At 67.4% G+C, this 13,810-nt stretch carries 16 protein-coding genes and 1 tRNA gene; 6 read left to right on the top strand and 11 right to left on the bottom strand.

What is annotated here, in order from left to right; translation table 11 throughout:
* Nucleotides 1-498: 498 nt before the first annotated feature.
* The 8 genes from rplL to ABZ948_RS26525 all read right to left on the bottom strand — a co-directional run bounded on the left by rplL (nucleotide 499) and on the right by ABZ948_RS26525 (nucleotide 7,114).
* Nucleotides 499-888: a 50S ribosomal protein L7/L12 gene (gene rplL / locus ABZ948_RS26560; RefSeq protein ID WP_031118799.1), complete on the bottom strand. Its 390-nt coding sequence runs from the start codon at nucleotides 886-888 to the stop codon at nucleotides 499-501.
* Nucleotides 889-1,002: 114 nt separating this feature from the next.
* Nucleotides 1,003-1,533 carry a 50S ribosomal protein L10 gene (rplJ, locus tag ABZ948_RS26555; protein ID WP_031118800.1) on the bottom strand — a complete coding sequence of 177 codons (531 nt, stop codon included), beginning with the start codon at nucleotides 1,531-1,533 and terminating at the stop codon, nucleotides 1,003-1,005.
* Nucleotides 1,534-1,845: 312 nt separating this feature from the next.
* The gene (locus tag ABZ948_RS26550) at nucleotides 1,846-2,676 is read right to left on the bottom strand and encodes an SCO4651 family lipoprotein (protein WP_359763546.1); all 831 of its coding nucleotides are present in this window, start codon (nucleotides 2,674-2,676) and stop codon (nucleotides 1,846-1,848) included.
* 92 nt (nucleotides 2,677-2,768) lie between these two features.
* Nucleotides 2,769-3,626 carry an SCO4651 family lipoprotein gene (locus ABZ948_RS26545; protein ID WP_359763544.1) on the bottom strand — a complete coding sequence of 286 codons (858 nt, stop codon included), beginning with the start codon at nucleotides 3,624-3,626 and terminating at the stop codon, nucleotides 2,769-2,771.
* Between the two features lie 128 nt (nucleotides 3,627-3,754).
* Nucleotides 3,755-4,480 carry a 50S ribosomal protein L1 gene (gene rplA, locus ABZ948_RS26540; protein WP_030233947.1) on the bottom strand — a complete coding sequence of 242 codons (726 nt, stop codon included), beginning with the start codon at nucleotides 4,478-4,480 and terminating at the stop codon, nucleotides 3,755-3,757.
* A gap of 76 nt (nucleotides 4,481-4,556) precedes the next feature.
* Entirely contained in the window at nucleotides 4,557-4,991 is a 435-nt protein-coding gene (gene rplK / locus ABZ948_RS26535) for a 50S ribosomal protein L11 (protein WP_003992325.1), read from the bottom strand.
* Nucleotides 4,992-5,780: 789 nt separating this feature from the next.
* Nucleotides 5,781-6,344, bottom strand: coding sequence for a GNAT family N-acetyltransferase (locus ABZ948_RS26530; RefSeq protein WP_359763541.1), 564 nt, complete (start codon nucleotides 6,342-6,344; stop codon nucleotides 5,781-5,783).
* Entirely contained in the window at nucleotides 6,341-7,114 is a 774-nt protein-coding gene (locus ABZ948_RS26525) for a GntR family transcriptional regulator (protein ID WP_359763539.1), read from the bottom strand. The genes ABZ948_RS26530 and ABZ948_RS26525 overlap by 4 nt, the downstream gene beginning before the upstream one ends.
* A 192-nt stretch (nucleotides 7,115-7,306) precedes the next feature.
* Here ABZ948_RS26525 and ABZ948_RS26520 point away from each other — a divergent pair, with 192 nt between their 5' ends.
* The 5 genes from ABZ948_RS26520 to ABZ948_RS26500 are packed head-to-tail and all read left to right on the top strand — an operon-like array spanning nucleotide 7,307 to nucleotide 10,716.
* Nucleotides 7,307-7,645 carry a hypothetical protein gene (locus tag ABZ948_RS26520; protein ID WP_359763538.1) on the top strand — a complete coding sequence of 113 codons (339 nt, stop codon included), beginning with the start codon at nucleotides 7,307-7,309 and terminating at the stop codon, nucleotides 7,643-7,645.
* Entirely contained in the window at nucleotides 7,642-7,854 is a 213-nt protein-coding gene (locus tag ABZ948_RS26515; RefSeq protein WP_359763536.1) for a hypothetical protein, read from the top strand. The genes ABZ948_RS26520 and ABZ948_RS26515 overlap by 4 nt, the downstream gene beginning before the upstream one ends.
* Nucleotides 7,855-7,880: 26 nt before the next feature.
* Nucleotides 7,881-9,278, top strand: a complete 1,398-nt coding sequence (repSA, locus tag ABZ948_RS26510) for a replication initiator protein RepSA (protein ID WP_359763596.1) — start codon at nucleotides 7,881-7,883, stop codon at nucleotides 9,276-9,278.
* Entirely contained in the window at nucleotides 9,275-9,469 is a 195-nt protein-coding gene (locus tag ABZ948_RS26505; RefSeq protein WP_359763534.1) for a helix-turn-helix domain-containing protein, read from the top strand. Before repSA ends, ABZ948_RS26505 begins: the two co-directional genes overlap by 4 nt.
* Entirely contained in the window at nucleotides 9,469-10,716 is a 1,248-nt protein-coding gene (locus ABZ948_RS26500) for a tyrosine-type recombinase/integrase (protein WP_359763532.1), read from the top strand. Before ABZ948_RS26505 ends, ABZ948_RS26500 begins: the two co-directional genes overlap by 1 nt.
* A gap of 75 nt (nucleotides 10,717-10,791) precedes the next feature.
* On the opposite strand, the gene nusG is transcribed toward ABZ948_RS26500, so the two are convergent.
* From nusG to ABZ948_RS26485, 3 genes are all read right to left on the bottom strand, one after another.
* Nucleotides 10,792-11,616: a transcription termination/antitermination protein NusG gene (gene nusG, locus ABZ948_RS26495; RefSeq protein WP_359763530.1), complete on the bottom strand. Its 825-nt coding sequence runs from the start codon at nucleotides 11,614-11,616 to the stop codon at nucleotides 10,792-10,794.
* Nucleotides 11,617-11,696: 80 nt separating this feature from the next.
* Complete coding sequence (gene secE / locus ABZ948_RS26490; protein WP_030839741.1) at nucleotides 11,697-11,981, bottom strand: preprotein translocase subunit SecE; 285 nt, start codon at nucleotides 11,979-11,981, stop codon at nucleotides 11,697-11,699.
* A gap of 108 nt (nucleotides 11,982-12,089) precedes the next feature.
* Nucleotides 12,090-12,162 (bottom strand) — tRNA-Trp (locus ABZ948_RS26485).
* 306 nt (nucleotides 12,163-12,468) lie between these two features.
* Here ABZ948_RS26485 and ABZ948_RS26480 point away from each other — a divergent pair.
* Entirely contained in the window at nucleotides 12,469-13,695 is a 1,227-nt protein-coding gene (locus tag ABZ948_RS26480; RefSeq protein ID WP_359763528.1) for a pyridoxal phosphate-dependent aminotransferase, read from the top strand.
* Nucleotides 13,696-13,810 lie beyond the last annotated feature (115 nt).

Here is a 13,810-nt window from a genome sequence, read left to right as displayed (position 1 = left end):
CACAGGGCCGAAAGGCCAGGTCAGGCATATCTTGTCGTCGATGCTCGGGCGAGGGCAGACCCCTGGTGACGGGCAGGGGGCAGCTAACAGGCAGCGCAAAGGGTCAGTGTAGCCACTTGGCACACTGATGTCCAGTGCGGGTTCTGGAACCCGTGTTCACCCTCGTTGTTCCACTCCTGCGACAAGGCCCTGCCCTCAACGCACGTTGATACTGCCCTCTTCGTCGCCGATCCATGCCTCGGATTCGGATCCTTGTGACGACGCGTCCTGAGAATTGCGCGCTGCGTGCGGTTCGTCAAGGCCCCCCTGCCCGAACCGGGGCCGTCCCAGAGACACGACGAAGATCACCATACCCCCCGCCACCGAGGGTGCAAGGCAACCGTGGCCGGACCCCTGAAACGCCGAAGAGCGACCACCCGGATGGATGATCGCTCCTCGGCGCTTACGCGTTACACGTCCAGGTGGACGTGGAGTGGATCCTGGCGGATCCGAAAGGTCTTACTTGACCTCGACGGAGGCACCGGCGCCCTCGAGGGCCTCCTTGGCCTTGTCGGCGGCCTCCTTGTTGACCTTCTCCAGAACCGGCTTCGGCGCACCGTCGACCAGGTCCTTGGCCTCCTTCAGGCCCAGGGAGGTGAGCTCGCGCACGACCTTGATGACCTGGATCTTCTTGTCACCGGCGCCGGAGAGGATGACGTCGAACTCGTCCTTCTCCTCCGGGGCCTCGGCGCCGGCGGCGGCACCGGCACCACCGGCGACGACGACCGGGGCGGCCGCGGCGGCGGTGACGTCGAACTTCTCCTCGAACGCCTTCACGAACTCGGAGAGCTCGATGAGGGTCATCTCCTCGAACTGCGCGAGCAGGTCTTCCTGGCTGAGCTTCGCCATGATGGCGGTCCTTCCACTAAATCGGCAGGTGCCGGATGTACATGTGAGGCGGGCGTACGTGTGGCCCGCTACGGTCGCCGCGTTCAGGCAGCGGCGGCCGGGATGCGAGCCGAGTTACTCGGCACCGCCCTGCTCGTCCTGCTTGGCACGGAGCGCGTCCACGGTGCGGACGAGCTTCGACGGCAGCGCCTGGAAGACGGAGGCAGCCTGGGACTGCTTCGCCTTGAAGGCACCGGCCAGCTTGGAGAGCAGAACCTCGCGGGACTCGAGGTCCGCAAGCTTCTTGATCTCATCGGCGGACAACGCCTTGCCGTCAAGGACGCCGCCCTTGATGACGAGGTTGGGGTTGTCCTTGGCGAAGTCACGGAGACCCTTCGCCGCCTCGACCGGGTCACCGGTCACGAAGGCGACGGCCGACGAACCGGTGAAGAGGTCGTCGATCGTGGTGATCCCGGCCTCGTTGGCCGCAATCTTGGTCAGCGTGTTCTTCGCCACACGGTACTGAGCGTTCTCACCGAGTGAACGGCGCAGCTGCTGGAGCTGAGCCACGGTGAGACCGGTGTACGCGGTAACGACGGCGCCGTTGGAGTTGCGGAACTTGTCCCGCATCTCCTCGACGGCATCGACCTTGTCAGGCCTCGCCATGAGCCTCGGCCTCCTTCCGGGTGATTCGGACCGCGCGGACCCGAAGGAGGACTGGGGAAAACGAAACGCCCCGGCGCAAGCGCACGGGGCGTAGCTCGACCGGTTTCACGCACGCACGGGGCGGCGGACTCCGGGAGCTTCTCCTGTGTCACCTGCGCGGGTCGTCCGCCGTTTCAGCGGATCCTTCGGCCACCGCGCCCTCGTCCGAGCGCGCGGTAACGACCAGCGGTCTTTGGCTTCTGTAGGAGGGTACGGGAACGAATCGCTGTCAAGCAAATCCGCCCGTACGACGGATCGGAGGGACCGGACGGATCAGCTCGCGTCGAGGCCCTTGAACAGGTCGGCGAGGTCGGCGACGTCCTTGGCGGGCGGCGCCTTGATCTCCACCGGCTTGTTGTAGTCGAGGAAGGTGATGGTCATGTCGAGCGGGCCCTTGTCGGCGTCGCCCTTCATCCGGAACTGCTTGGTGCGGTCGTCGCCGTCGACCCACATGTCCATCGTGAGCTTGTCGATGCCCATCTTCTCGTACTGCTTGACGCTCTTCTCGCGCCGCTCGCGGGTCTCCGCGTCCTCCTTCTTGAGGGAGGCGCGCAGGTCGGCGATGGTGACCGTGCCGGTGTAGTGGGTCGTCTCGACGCCGTCGACCTTCTCGGAGCCGACCTTCTTCACGTCCTTGGCGCCGGTGAGGAAGGTGGACTCCGCCGCCGGGTTCTGCTCGGCCTGGCTGGTGGAGCCCAGCTGGTCCAGCTCCTTGCCGGCGTCGGAACCGGACAGGTCGAACTTCATCCAGGTCTTGCCGTCCATCTCCTTGGCCATCTCGGCTCCCCCACCGATGTACATGGCCTTGTCGACGAGGCGGATCTCGGTCTCACCGGCGGTGGCCGCCTGGCCGGACGCCGAGACCTTCATGCTCATGGCGATCGTGGGCTTCAGGCGCATGGACGCCTCGCCCTCGACCTTGCCGGACTCCGGCGCCGTACCGTTCATGCGGTAGTGGAGGGACGTGATGTCCTCCGTGTTCTTCGCCGCCTTGGCGACGGCGGCGGCGGGCGTCATCTCCGGCGACTGCTCGGATCCGCAGCCGACGGCGCCGGCGGCGAGCAGCAGGGCCCCGAGACCGGCGACAGGTATGGACTTCTTCATTGATTCCCCCCAAGGAATGCATGCTTGCTGCACAGCAAGGCCGCGAGCCTATACCAGAGGGGCACAAGTGATCTATCCGGATTCCCGGGACTTCAGGGCGTTCCGTCTCGCTGTCGCACGAGGTCCTCGAAGTCCCCGGTGTCGGACCGCGGGGGCCGCTCGGCCCTGACGCGCACGCCGTAGTCGCCGTAGTGGGCGGTCTGGGTCATCGGGCCCGTCGTCGTCCGGGCCTTCTCCACCTTCTTGACGAGCAGGTTCCGCTTGTCGATCCAGATGTCGACGGTCTCGGTGGTGACGCCGGCCTCGGTGAGCCGCTTCCGCAGGGCGGGGTCGGTGACGTCCGCCGTCTCGACGGTGCCGGACCAGTGCGTGGCGGGCCGGCCGCGCACGGACTCCTCGCCGACCTTCCGGACGTCCTCGGAGGCCAGCAGGAGCTTCACGGACTGGTTGGGCGTGCTGCTGCGGATCTGTTCGCCGAGGTGGGATCCGGAGCCGCCGGTGAGGGCCTCCAGGTCCTCGTACGCGTACCGGATCCAGTTCTTGCCGCCGGCCCGCTCGGCGAACTTCTCGCCCATGCGCGCGTAGTAGGCGTCGGGCAGGTAGCGGGCCTCCATCGAGGTGCTGCCGAGCCGGCGCATGGTGTCGGCGACGGTGCCGCCGGTGTAGGTGATGGTCAGGGTGCCGGTGACGCCGTCGCCCCAGCCGAGGGTGCCGTCGGCGGTCATGGACATCAGCGAGCCCATGGTGGTCGTGGACTCGACCCGGGCGGAGCCGGCCCGCTCGGTGGCGCGCTCGGCGGAGCGCAGGGCGGTCAGGGAGCCGCCGCGCGGGGCACGGTCGTCCTCGCCCGGGCGGTCGGCGGGGTCCGGGGAGGTGCAGGCGGTCGGCCCGGCCAGCGCTGTCACCAGCGCGAGCACCAGCCCCACGCGGCGCACGGTCGTGCCCTGCATACGTCCCCCGATCCCCTCCGGTTCCCGCACGTTAACCCAGGCCGCGGACGCGCGTACCGGAAAAGGGAACGGGCCCCGCACCTGTGAGAGGTGCGGGGCCCGTGACCGGTTGGGTTGAGCCGTCAGGCTCAGACCGCGGCCGGGTCCTCCTCGACGAGGAGGTTGCGGGTGCGGTTCGGGTCGACCGGGATGCCGGGGCCCATCGTGGTGGTGATGGCGGCCTTCTTGATGTAGCGACCCTTGGCGGCGGACGGCTTCAGACGGAGGATCTCCTCCAGCGCGGCGCCGTAGTTCTCCACCAGCTTGCTGTCGTCGAACGACGTCTTGCCGATGATGAAGTGCAGGTTCGAGTGCTTGTCGACGCGGAACTCGATCTTGCCGCCCTTGATCTCGGTGACGGCCTTGGCGGTGTCGGGGGTGACGGTGCCGGTCTTCGGGTTCGGCATCAGACCACGCGGACCGAGCACCCGGCCGAGGCGGCCGACCTTGCCCATGAGGTCCGGGGTGGCGACGACGGCGTCGAAGTCCAGACGGCCCTTCGACACCTCGTCGATCAGCTCGTCGGCGCCGACGATGTCGGCGCCCGCGGCACGCGCGGCCTCGGCACGGTCACCGGTCGCGAAGACCAGGACCCGGGCGGTCTTGCCGGTGCCGTGCGGGAGGTTCACGGTGCCACGGACCATCTGGTCGGCCTTGCGCGGGTCGACACCCAGGCGGAAGGCGACCTCGACGGTGCCGTCGAACTTGGTCGTGGAGGTCTCCTTGGCGAGACGGACGGCCTCGAGCGGGGCGTAGAGCTTCTCCCGGTCGACCTTGGCGTCCGCAGCGCGAAGGGACTTGCTGCGCTTGCTCACTACTGCTCCTGTGGGTTCTTAGGAGTCGTGGTCCGGGCCGAGCAGGCCCTGCCACTTCTGCTGATGGTGGTGGGGCTCAGCCCTCGACCGTGACGCCCATGGAACGGGCGGTGCCGGCGATGATCTTCTCGGCGGCGTCCAGGTCGTTGGCGTTGAGGTCGGGCATCTTCGTGGTGGCGATCTCACGGACCTGGTCACGCGTGATCTTCGCGACCTTGGTCTTGTGCGGCTCGCCGGAGCCCTTCTCGATGCCCGCGGCCTTCAGGATCATCTTGGCGGCCGGCGGGGTCTTGGTGATGAAGGTGAAGGAGCGGTCCTCGTAGACCGTGATCTCCACCGGGATGACCCAGCCACGCTGCGACTCGGTCGCGGCGTTGTAGGCCTTGCAGAACTCCATGATGTTGACGCCGTGCTGACCCAGCGCGGGGCCGACCGGCGGGGCCGGGTTGGCGGCACCGGCCTGGATCTGGAGCTTGATGAGCCCCGTGACCTTCTTCTTCTTGGGAGGCATAGCTCTCCGGGTCCTTTCGATTCGGGTCCTGCCCACGTCCGGGGACCACCCGGATGCAGGCATACCGCACAACGATAACGGGTATAGATGCGCGGCCAAAAACCGCGCAGGTCAGACAAGCGCCGGAGCGTTCGCCTGACCTGCGCGGAAGCGGTGGGTCCGGAAGAAAACCGGTTCTGAGAACTAGTTCTTCTGGAAGTGGTGCGCCAAGTCTCCCACGTGGACCGCTCCAGTGTCCCATGGGTTCTGACCAGTGCAGACGCGGGGACTAGTTGTCATCATCTGTCAACGTCGGTTCCCCTCGCACGGCCCAGGGACGGCCCGGCCCGACTCACGCCTGTAGCTCACGGCGACGCCTCGCATCTCCCCACCCCACCCCCTCCTTCTTCCCCTCTCTCCCCTGCCAGAGCATGTCGGCGACGGCGAGAGGTCGGCTCCGAGACTTTGGGCTGGAGCTGCTTTGGGGCGAGTGATCATGGCCCATTACGCTGACCCGCGAATCGGGCAGGCTTGTGGACCTGCCCGTTAGTGCCCGATCTTGGGCCATGATCTTGGAGGCTCGCCCCAAAGTGGCTGCCTAAAGTCTCGGAGTCGACCGGCCCCCTAGTGGCGGATGCCGCAACGGTGATCGACTCATGACCACCGGCCCTATCCATACGTGGGCGCGCGTCGGCGCAGCCCGCCGGAGCGGGCCGGAGGCAGGAGCGGCGGCGGAGCGGAGCCGGGAGCGCGCCCGGCGGAGCGGAGCGCAGCCGGGGAGCTTGATGAGGTAGAGAAACCTGTAACGCGCTAGCTGACCAGCGGCGTTGGGGGCGGAGTCTGGTCTACGAAGCCATGATCGGCGGGCCTTGCCTCTCGTTGGGCAAGCCATCCTGAGACTCGTGGGCCCCCGTTGACGGCGCTACCTTCGCGGACGGTTCGAACGTGCCTGAACCCTTGTCGCAGGTAATAGCGCTGGAGGGCTTCATTGGTCGTCCAGGCGTCAAGACGTAGCCATTTGGCCGATGCTCGGAACGCTCGATCTCCTGCCCAATTGAGGAGCCGCCCACCCAGGTTCTGACCCGCGTATCGGCGGGACACTGTGAGCTTGTTGACGAATATCGAAGGCTCGGAGAGTTCCCCCTCAGCCCACAACCCCTCCTCCGCCTCCGGCGTGAGCGTGATGGTTGCGGCTGTCATCTCCCCGTGACGCACCATGAACACCGTCCCGGCCTCGATCGTGGCCAGGAGACGATCTGCGGGGTAAGGGCGGCTCCATTGATCGCTTCCCAGCTCGCGAAGCCAGGATGCCGCCTCCTCGCGGAACGCCAAGAGCTGGGCCAGGTCATCAGGTGCGGCGGGGAGGATTATCACTGGGGCTCGTTCTCGTCTCGGGCCGAGAGATCGCCGATCTCGTAGTTCATGCGGTTCAGGTCGCCTCGGAGGGTGGTCACGGTGCACCGGATCGGCATCTCGTTCGAGTAGCCCGTGCGCGTCCACAGAAGAACCGGCACGCCAGCACCGATCTCCAAGAGACGGGCCTCGTCCGGCGTCGGCATGCGAGTCGAGATCTCGTCCGCGTAGCCGATCTGCTCGATGCCAAGGCTTGTCAGGTAGCGCGTCGTCCCCTCAGCTATGTCGCCAGGCTCGGTGAGACGGGGGGCTTCCTTGATCAGCCATTCCGGGTAGTGCGTAGCCTGAGTCGACCATGGCACGTCGTCTACGAACCGGTGACAGAACCGAAGTACGGTCCTGGACCCAACATCAACCTTGAGCCGCTGGCCGATGTACTCGGGTGCAGTGGTCAGCTCGACCCGGAAGGTCTGGTGTGGCCGGCGTCCTGCGTTCGTGACGTCGGTGGAGTAGGCGTCGCCATTCTGCGGGAAGTTGAGGTTCTCGAATCGCGAGGCGTTCAGCACGAAAACTTCGTGCTTCCGAACCTCGTACCCAAGCCCCTGGCTTGAGGAGATCAGCCCCTCACTGACCAACAGGTTCAGCCCTGCACGGACCGTGTTCCTGGATGCGTCGAAGCGGGCCATCAGCTCGCTTTCCGAGGGGAGCCGTGCGCCCGGAACGTAGGTCCCGATGTCGATATCGCGGCGCAGGGCGTCCGCTACCTGTCGATACTTCGGCTGCTTGCTCATACCTACCATCATGACGCACCCGGTCAACTTGTTGGTACATGTGGCACAGAATCTCTTGACGTTGGACACATCACAACGCAAGCTTGTACCAACAAGTTGAGCAAGGGGGGTAACCCCTTCCTCTCAAGCAGGGAGCGGCGCCCAACCGCCAAGTCAGATCGCCGCTCCCGCCCCCTTGAAGGGAGCTCCATCATGCCTGCTTCTGTCCTGGTCGCGCGCGTCTCACTTCGGCGTGCTTGCCCGGCGTGCGGCAGCGCCCAGTGCGCTGACCCGGCTGACTGCCTGTACTTCCTGACCTCGCGTCCCTGGGGCGACTGCATCAAGTGCGACGGCTCCGGCTGGGCGGGTGAGGACCGTCCGTTCGAGGTCTTCTGCCCGTTCTGCCTAGGCTCCGGTCTCGACGAGTACGTGCCCGGCACGGTCGAGCCGGACGAGATCAGCGAGGGCGCCAGGGAGCGGCACGCCGCCTACGTCGCCCACCTCACCGCGCTCGTGGCCCAGTCCCCGGCTCCGCTGGCGGTTGCCGCGTGACGTACTTCGAAGATCCCCTGCACGCGCATGAGGCTGCCGACGAGGAGCGCACCGTCCGGATCGCCACGTGGCTGGACCGGCACGACGTGAGGCCGCGAACACAGTTCTTCACCGTGGTCGACGACGCGGTCTACGCAGAAGATCAGGCCAAGCTGTTCGGCACGTATCCGCCCCTCGGTCACGGCTACCCGAGGGAGGAGTACCTGTGACGGTCTTCCCCGTCGCCCCGGAGGCCGTGGCCAGTGTCGCGGCCTCCATAGGTACCGACCCCATCACCCTGGCTGACCTGCTGCGGGTGGCCAACTCACCGGGCTTCGACCGGTGGCAAGAGCAGATCAAGCGCACGGGCGGCTGCGCCAACCCGATCCGCCTCATGGGCCAGACCGTCACCCGGGACGCGAAGACCGGGGACGTCCTGTACTCCTACAGCACCGAGCACGAGCCGGGCGGCATGCTCCGGGTCGCCTGCGGCAACCGCCGTGCCTCTCGCTGCCCGGCCTGCGCCTGGACCTACGCCGGAGACACCTACCACCTGATCCGCGCCGGAATCACCGGCGACGTGAACAAGGGCGTGTCTCCGGTCGTGCGGGATCACCCCCGGGTGTTCGCCACCCTCACCGCCCCGTCGTTCGGGCCCGTGCACAACCGGCCCGACTCCGGCCGCTGCCGCTGCGGGAGCTCCCACGCCGACGATGACCCGGCGCTCGGCACGGCACTCGATCCCGGACGGTACGACTACGCCGGGGCAGTGCTGTGGAACAACCACGCCGGGGACCTGTGGCGCCGCTTCACGATCTACCTCCGCAGGGAGATCGCCGCTCGTGCGGGCCTGACCCAAGCGGCCCTGAGGGAGGTATGCCGGGTCTCCTTCGGCAAGGTCGCCGAGTTCCAAAAGCGCGGCTCCGTGCACTTCCACGCCGTGGTGCGCCTCGACGGTCCCGACGGGCCGGACACGTCCCCGCCCGCATGGGCAACGGTCGCGCTCCTGGACGACGCGATCAGGGCGGCTGCCGCACGGGTCTCTGTGCCGGTGCCCGCCTCCGGCGACTTCCCTGCCCGCACGCTGCGGTGGGGCTCGCAGGTCGACGTTCAGCCGATCGGCGCCCTCGGACATGAGGAGCTGACGGAACAGGCGGTGGCCTCGTACGTGGCCAAGTACGCCACCAAGGCGGCCGAGACCACCGGCACCGTGGACCGCCGGATCGGGGAACTGGCCGAACTCGACAAGCTGGCCCTGCCCGCACACACGCGACGACTGATCGAAGCGTGCTGGGACCTCGACGACGCCTACCCGGAACGGATGCTCGCCCGCTGGGCTCACATGCTCGGCTTCCGAGGTCACTTCTCCACCAAGTCCCGCCGATACTCCACCACCCTCAGCGCCCTACGCCAGGTGCGCGCCGACTACCGCGCCCGCCAAGAACGCCGCGAACGCGGGCTCTCCGAGGACCTCGACGACACGGAGGGCTCCACGCTCGTGCTCGCCCACTGGACCTACGCCGGACAAGGCCACACGCCGGGTGAGTCCTGGCTGGCCGCATCGATCGCAAAAGACATCCACCTGAACCGCGAGACGGCACGCGAAGCACTCGCTGACCTGCACGACATGGACGACATGGAGGTGTGGGCATGAAGCGCTCGCTACCCGACCGCTACCTGACCCCGGTAGACCTGGCCGACCTTCTCGGCGTCCCCGTCGAGACCGTCTACCAGTGGCGCCGCAAGCACACCGGACCGCGCGGCTTCCGCGTCGGCCGGCATCTCCGCTTCGACCCCGAGGACGTCCGCGTCTGGGTCGAGTCCCAGATGGAAGAGGCAGCCTGATGGCCGGACACGTTCAAGACCGCTGGTACAAGACCGAGACGCGGCCGGACGGCAAGACTTCCAAGGTCAAGACAGACCGGTACGGGCTTGGTCTCCGCTATCGGGCTCGCTACGTCGCGCCGGACGGTACCGAGAAGTCCAAGAGCTTCCCGGACCGAAAGAAGCGTGAGGCCGAGCGCTGGTTGGCCAACATCGAGGCCGACATGTCGCGCGGCCACTACATCGACCCGACCGCCGGGAAGATCACGTTCAGGAAGTACGCCGAAGACTGGCTGGCGTCACAAACGACCGACCCGGCTACCCGTGTGGCGGTCGAGAGTCGGCTACGGCTCCACGCTTTCCCGTACCTGGGCAGTCGGCCGCTGGCGTCCTTCCAGCCGTCGCACATCCGCTCCTGGGCTCGGCTCCTGGAGGACACCGGGGCGGCAAGCTCGTATCGGCGGGTGATCTTTGGGAACGTCTCGGCTGTGCTGTCGGCCGCCGTAGATGACGGCTACCTGGCGCGCAACCCGTGCCGTGCTGGTTCGGTCCGGCCGCCCAAGCCGTCCCCCGGACGAGTCACGCCCTGGTCGCCTGAGCGGGTCTTCGCGGTCCGGGAGGGGATGCCTGATCGGCTCCGGGCCATGGTCGACGTGGGTGCGGGCTGCGGCCTCCGACAGGGTGAGATCTTCGGGCTCGCCGTGGATGACGTGGACCCGCTGTCCGGAGTGCTGCATGTCACACACCAGGTGAAGCTGGTGAACGGTCACCTGATCTTCGCGCCGCCCAAGAACAACAAGCTGCGTGACGTACCTCTCCCCGACTCGGTGGCGTCTGTCCTCGCCACGCACATGACGGCCTTCCCGCCGGTCGAGGTGACCTTGCCGTGGCTGCGCTCGGACGGGCCGCCGGTGACCAGGCTCCTCTACTTCTCCACCCAGGAGGGAGGGGCGCTCCGCCGGAACGACTTCAACACCCACGCTTGGAAGCCTGCCCTGGCTTCCGCTGGCGTCATCCCAGTGCCCGGCGTGGGCGAGCGGTACAAGGAATCCCGCGAAGACGGCATGCATGCCTTGCGGCACTTCTACGCCTCGGTCCTCCTGGACTCGGGCGAGAGCGTCAAGGCCGTGAGCACCTACCTGGGACACAGCGATGCCGGGTTCACCCTGCGGACGTACACCCACCTGATGCCGACCAGCGAGACCCGGACCCGGAAGGCCGTAGACGCGGTCTATCGCAAGGCCCGGAGGCGACCCACGGCCCAGTGACGGCCCCCTGGACGCGAGAGAGCCCCTGCCCAACGGGAAACCGCTGGTCAGGGGCTCTTTCGGATGATCGTTGACCTAGTTCTTCTGGATCTGGTCGAAGGAGAGCTCGACCGGCGTCTCGCGGCCGAAGATCTCGACGAGGCCCTTGACCTTCTTCGAGTCGGGGTTGATCTCGTTGATGGTCGCCTGCAGCGTGGCGAACGGGCCGTCGGTGACGGTGACCGAGTCGCCGACCTCGAAGTCCAGCACCTGGACCTCGACCTTGCGCTGCGGAGCCGGCTTGCCCTCGGCCTCGGCGGCCTCGCGGGCGGCCTTCTCCTCGGCCTCCGGGGCGAGCATCTTGACGATCTCGTCCAGGGTCAGCGGGTACGGGTCGTAGGCGTTGCCCACGAAGCCGGTGACGCCGGGGGTGTTGCGGACGACACCCCAGGACTCGTTCGTCAGGTCCATGCGGACGAGGACGTAGCCCGGGAGCTTGTTCTGCTTGATCGTCTTGCGGTCGCCGTTCTTGATCTGGACGACCTCTTCCTGCGGCACCTCGGCCTGGAAGATGTAGTCCTCGACGTTCAGCGAGACGGCGCGCTGCTCCAGGTTGGTCTTCACGCGGTTCTCGTAGCCGGCGTAGGTGTGGATGACGTACCACTCGCCGGGCAGGACGCGGAGTTCCTCGCGGAGCTTCTCGATCGGGTCGCGGTCGTCCTCGACCTCTTCCTCGGGCTCGTCCGCGGCCTCTTCGCCGGCCTCGGTCTCCGCTTCGGCGGCGTCGTCCGCGACGGCGTCGGCAGCCTCGACCTCGGCGGAGGCCTCGGTGTCCTCGCTGTCCGCGCCCTCGACGATGTCGAGCTCGTCCTCGACGGACTCGACCGGCTCGATGGCGTCGTTCACGTTCGGGTCAGACACGGTGGCTGCTTCTTCCTGGATACATAGGGGTGGAACATGCGAAAGGAGCGCCGGGTACCTCGGCGCTCTTCGCTGGCGACTCAGCCGAACACGTACTTGGCGGCGTTGCTGAGCCCATAGTCAATCACGGTGACCAGGCCGATCATGATGACGACAAAGATGATCACCACGGTCGTGTACGTCGTGAGCTGGTTGCGGGTCGGCCAGACGACCTTGCGCAGCTCCGCGACGATCTGGCGGTAGAAGAGGGCAAGCCGCTTCAGCGGGCCCTTCTTGCCGCGCTTGCCGCCCTTGCGGGTCTTCTTGGACTCCGGCGCCTCGTCCTGGGCATCAGGCATGTCGATGGAGCCCACGGCGTCCGTCACTCGTCCTCACCTGATTCCGGGTCGTGGCCGTGCCGCGCCCGGTCTGAGCCGCACGGCGGTGCATTGCTGTACGTACATGCGCACACATCCTGGCGAAGGTGTGTGTAGCAGGGCCGGAGGGACTTGAACCCCCAACCGCTGGTTTTGGAGACCAGTGCTCTACCAATTGAGCTACGACCCTTTGTGTGTCCCCCAACGTACCGCATCCGTCCGGATGCTTGGTGTGCACCGAACGGGCGCGGCCTGCGGGAGGCCAACGAGGTGAGAGTGTACGTGGTCTGCGGCCGGTCGTCGAACAGAAAGGGCCGCGGCAGGGGCTCGTTGGCGGAAGATCGCCTGGGGAGAGGGCCCCGGCTGCCGGGATATCGACTGAAGATCGCCCTGGCCGTGGGGGCGATCCGGACTGTTGTTCAGGGGTTTGCCCGGCGTTGTTCAGTCTGTGAAACCCCCGTGCCGCGCGCGTTTCCTGTCTGAAACGATGGGGCCCATGAGCGCTGCAACCCCTCCCACCGAGCGCCGGGTCTCCGCCCGAGTCGGCGCGATCTCCGAGTCCGCCACCCTCGCCGTGGACGCCAAGGCCAAGGCCCTCAAGGCCGCCGGGCGGCCGGTGATCGGCTTCGGCGCCGGTGAGCCCGACTTCCCGACTCCGGACTACATCGTCCAGGCGGCCATCGAGGCCTGCTCGAACCCGAAGTTCCACCGCTACACGCCGGCCGGCGGCCTCCCCGAGCTGAAGGCCGCGATCGCCGCGAAGACGCTGCGCGACTCGGGCTACGAGGTCGACGCGTCGCAGATCCTCGTCACCAACGGTGGCAAGCAGGCCATCTACGAGGCCTTCGCCGCGATCCTCGACCCGGGCGACGAGGTCATCGTGCCCGCGCCGTACTGGACGACGTACCCGGAGTCGATCCGGCTGGCCGGGGGTGTCCCGGTGGAGGTCGTCGCCGACGAGACGACCGGCTACCGCGTGACCGTCGAGCAGCTGGAGGCGGCCCGTACGGAGAAGACGAAGGTCGTGCTCTTCGTCTCGCCGTCGAACCCCACCGGCGCGGTCTACAGCGAGCAGGAGACCGAGGCGATCGGCCGCTGGGCCGTCGAGCACGGTCTGTGGGTGATGACCGACGAGATCTACGAGCACCTGGTCTACGGCGGCGCCTCCGCGGTGTCGCTGCCGGCGGTGCTGCCCGAGCTGCGCGACAAGTGCGTCGTGGTCAACGGTGTCGCGAAGACGTACGCGATGACCGGCTGGCGCGTGGGGTGGATCATCGGCCCGAAGGACGTGGTCAAGGCCGCGACGAACCTCCAGTCGCACGCCACGTCCAACGTCTCCAACGTCGCCCAGGCCGCGGCGCTGGCCGCCGTCTCCGGTGACCTGGAGGCCGTGGCGAAGATGCGCGAGGCCTTCGACCGGCGCCGCAAGACCATCGTGCGGATGCTGAACGAGATCGACGGCGTGGTCTGCCCGGAGCCGGAGGGCGCGTTCTACGCGTACCCGTCGGTGAAGGCGCTGGTCGGCAAGGAGATCCGGGGCAAGCGGCCCAAGGACACGGTCGAGCTGGCCGCGCTGATCCTGGAGGAGGCCGAGGTCGCGGTGGTGCCGGGTGAGGCGTTCGGTACGCCCGGGTACCTGCGGCTGTCGTACGCGCTGGGCGACGAGGACCTCGTCGAGGGCGTGAGCCGGATCCAGAAGCTGCTGGCGGAGGCGCGGGACTGACGTCCGCTTCGCCGGCCCTCGGCCCTGGGGCACATACCGAATCCGGTATGTGCCCCATTTGTTTGTGCGAGCAAGACCACTAAAGGGGAAACCGCTACCGGGACGGCTGAGACGT

Origin of the sequence: Streptomyces olindensis (assembly GCF_040645895.1) — a bacterium.
GTDB lineage: Bacteria > Actinomycetota > Actinomycetes > Streptomycetales > Streptomycetaceae > Streptomyces > Streptomyces olindensis.
This window is presented reverse-complemented; position numbering and strand designations above follow the sequence as displayed.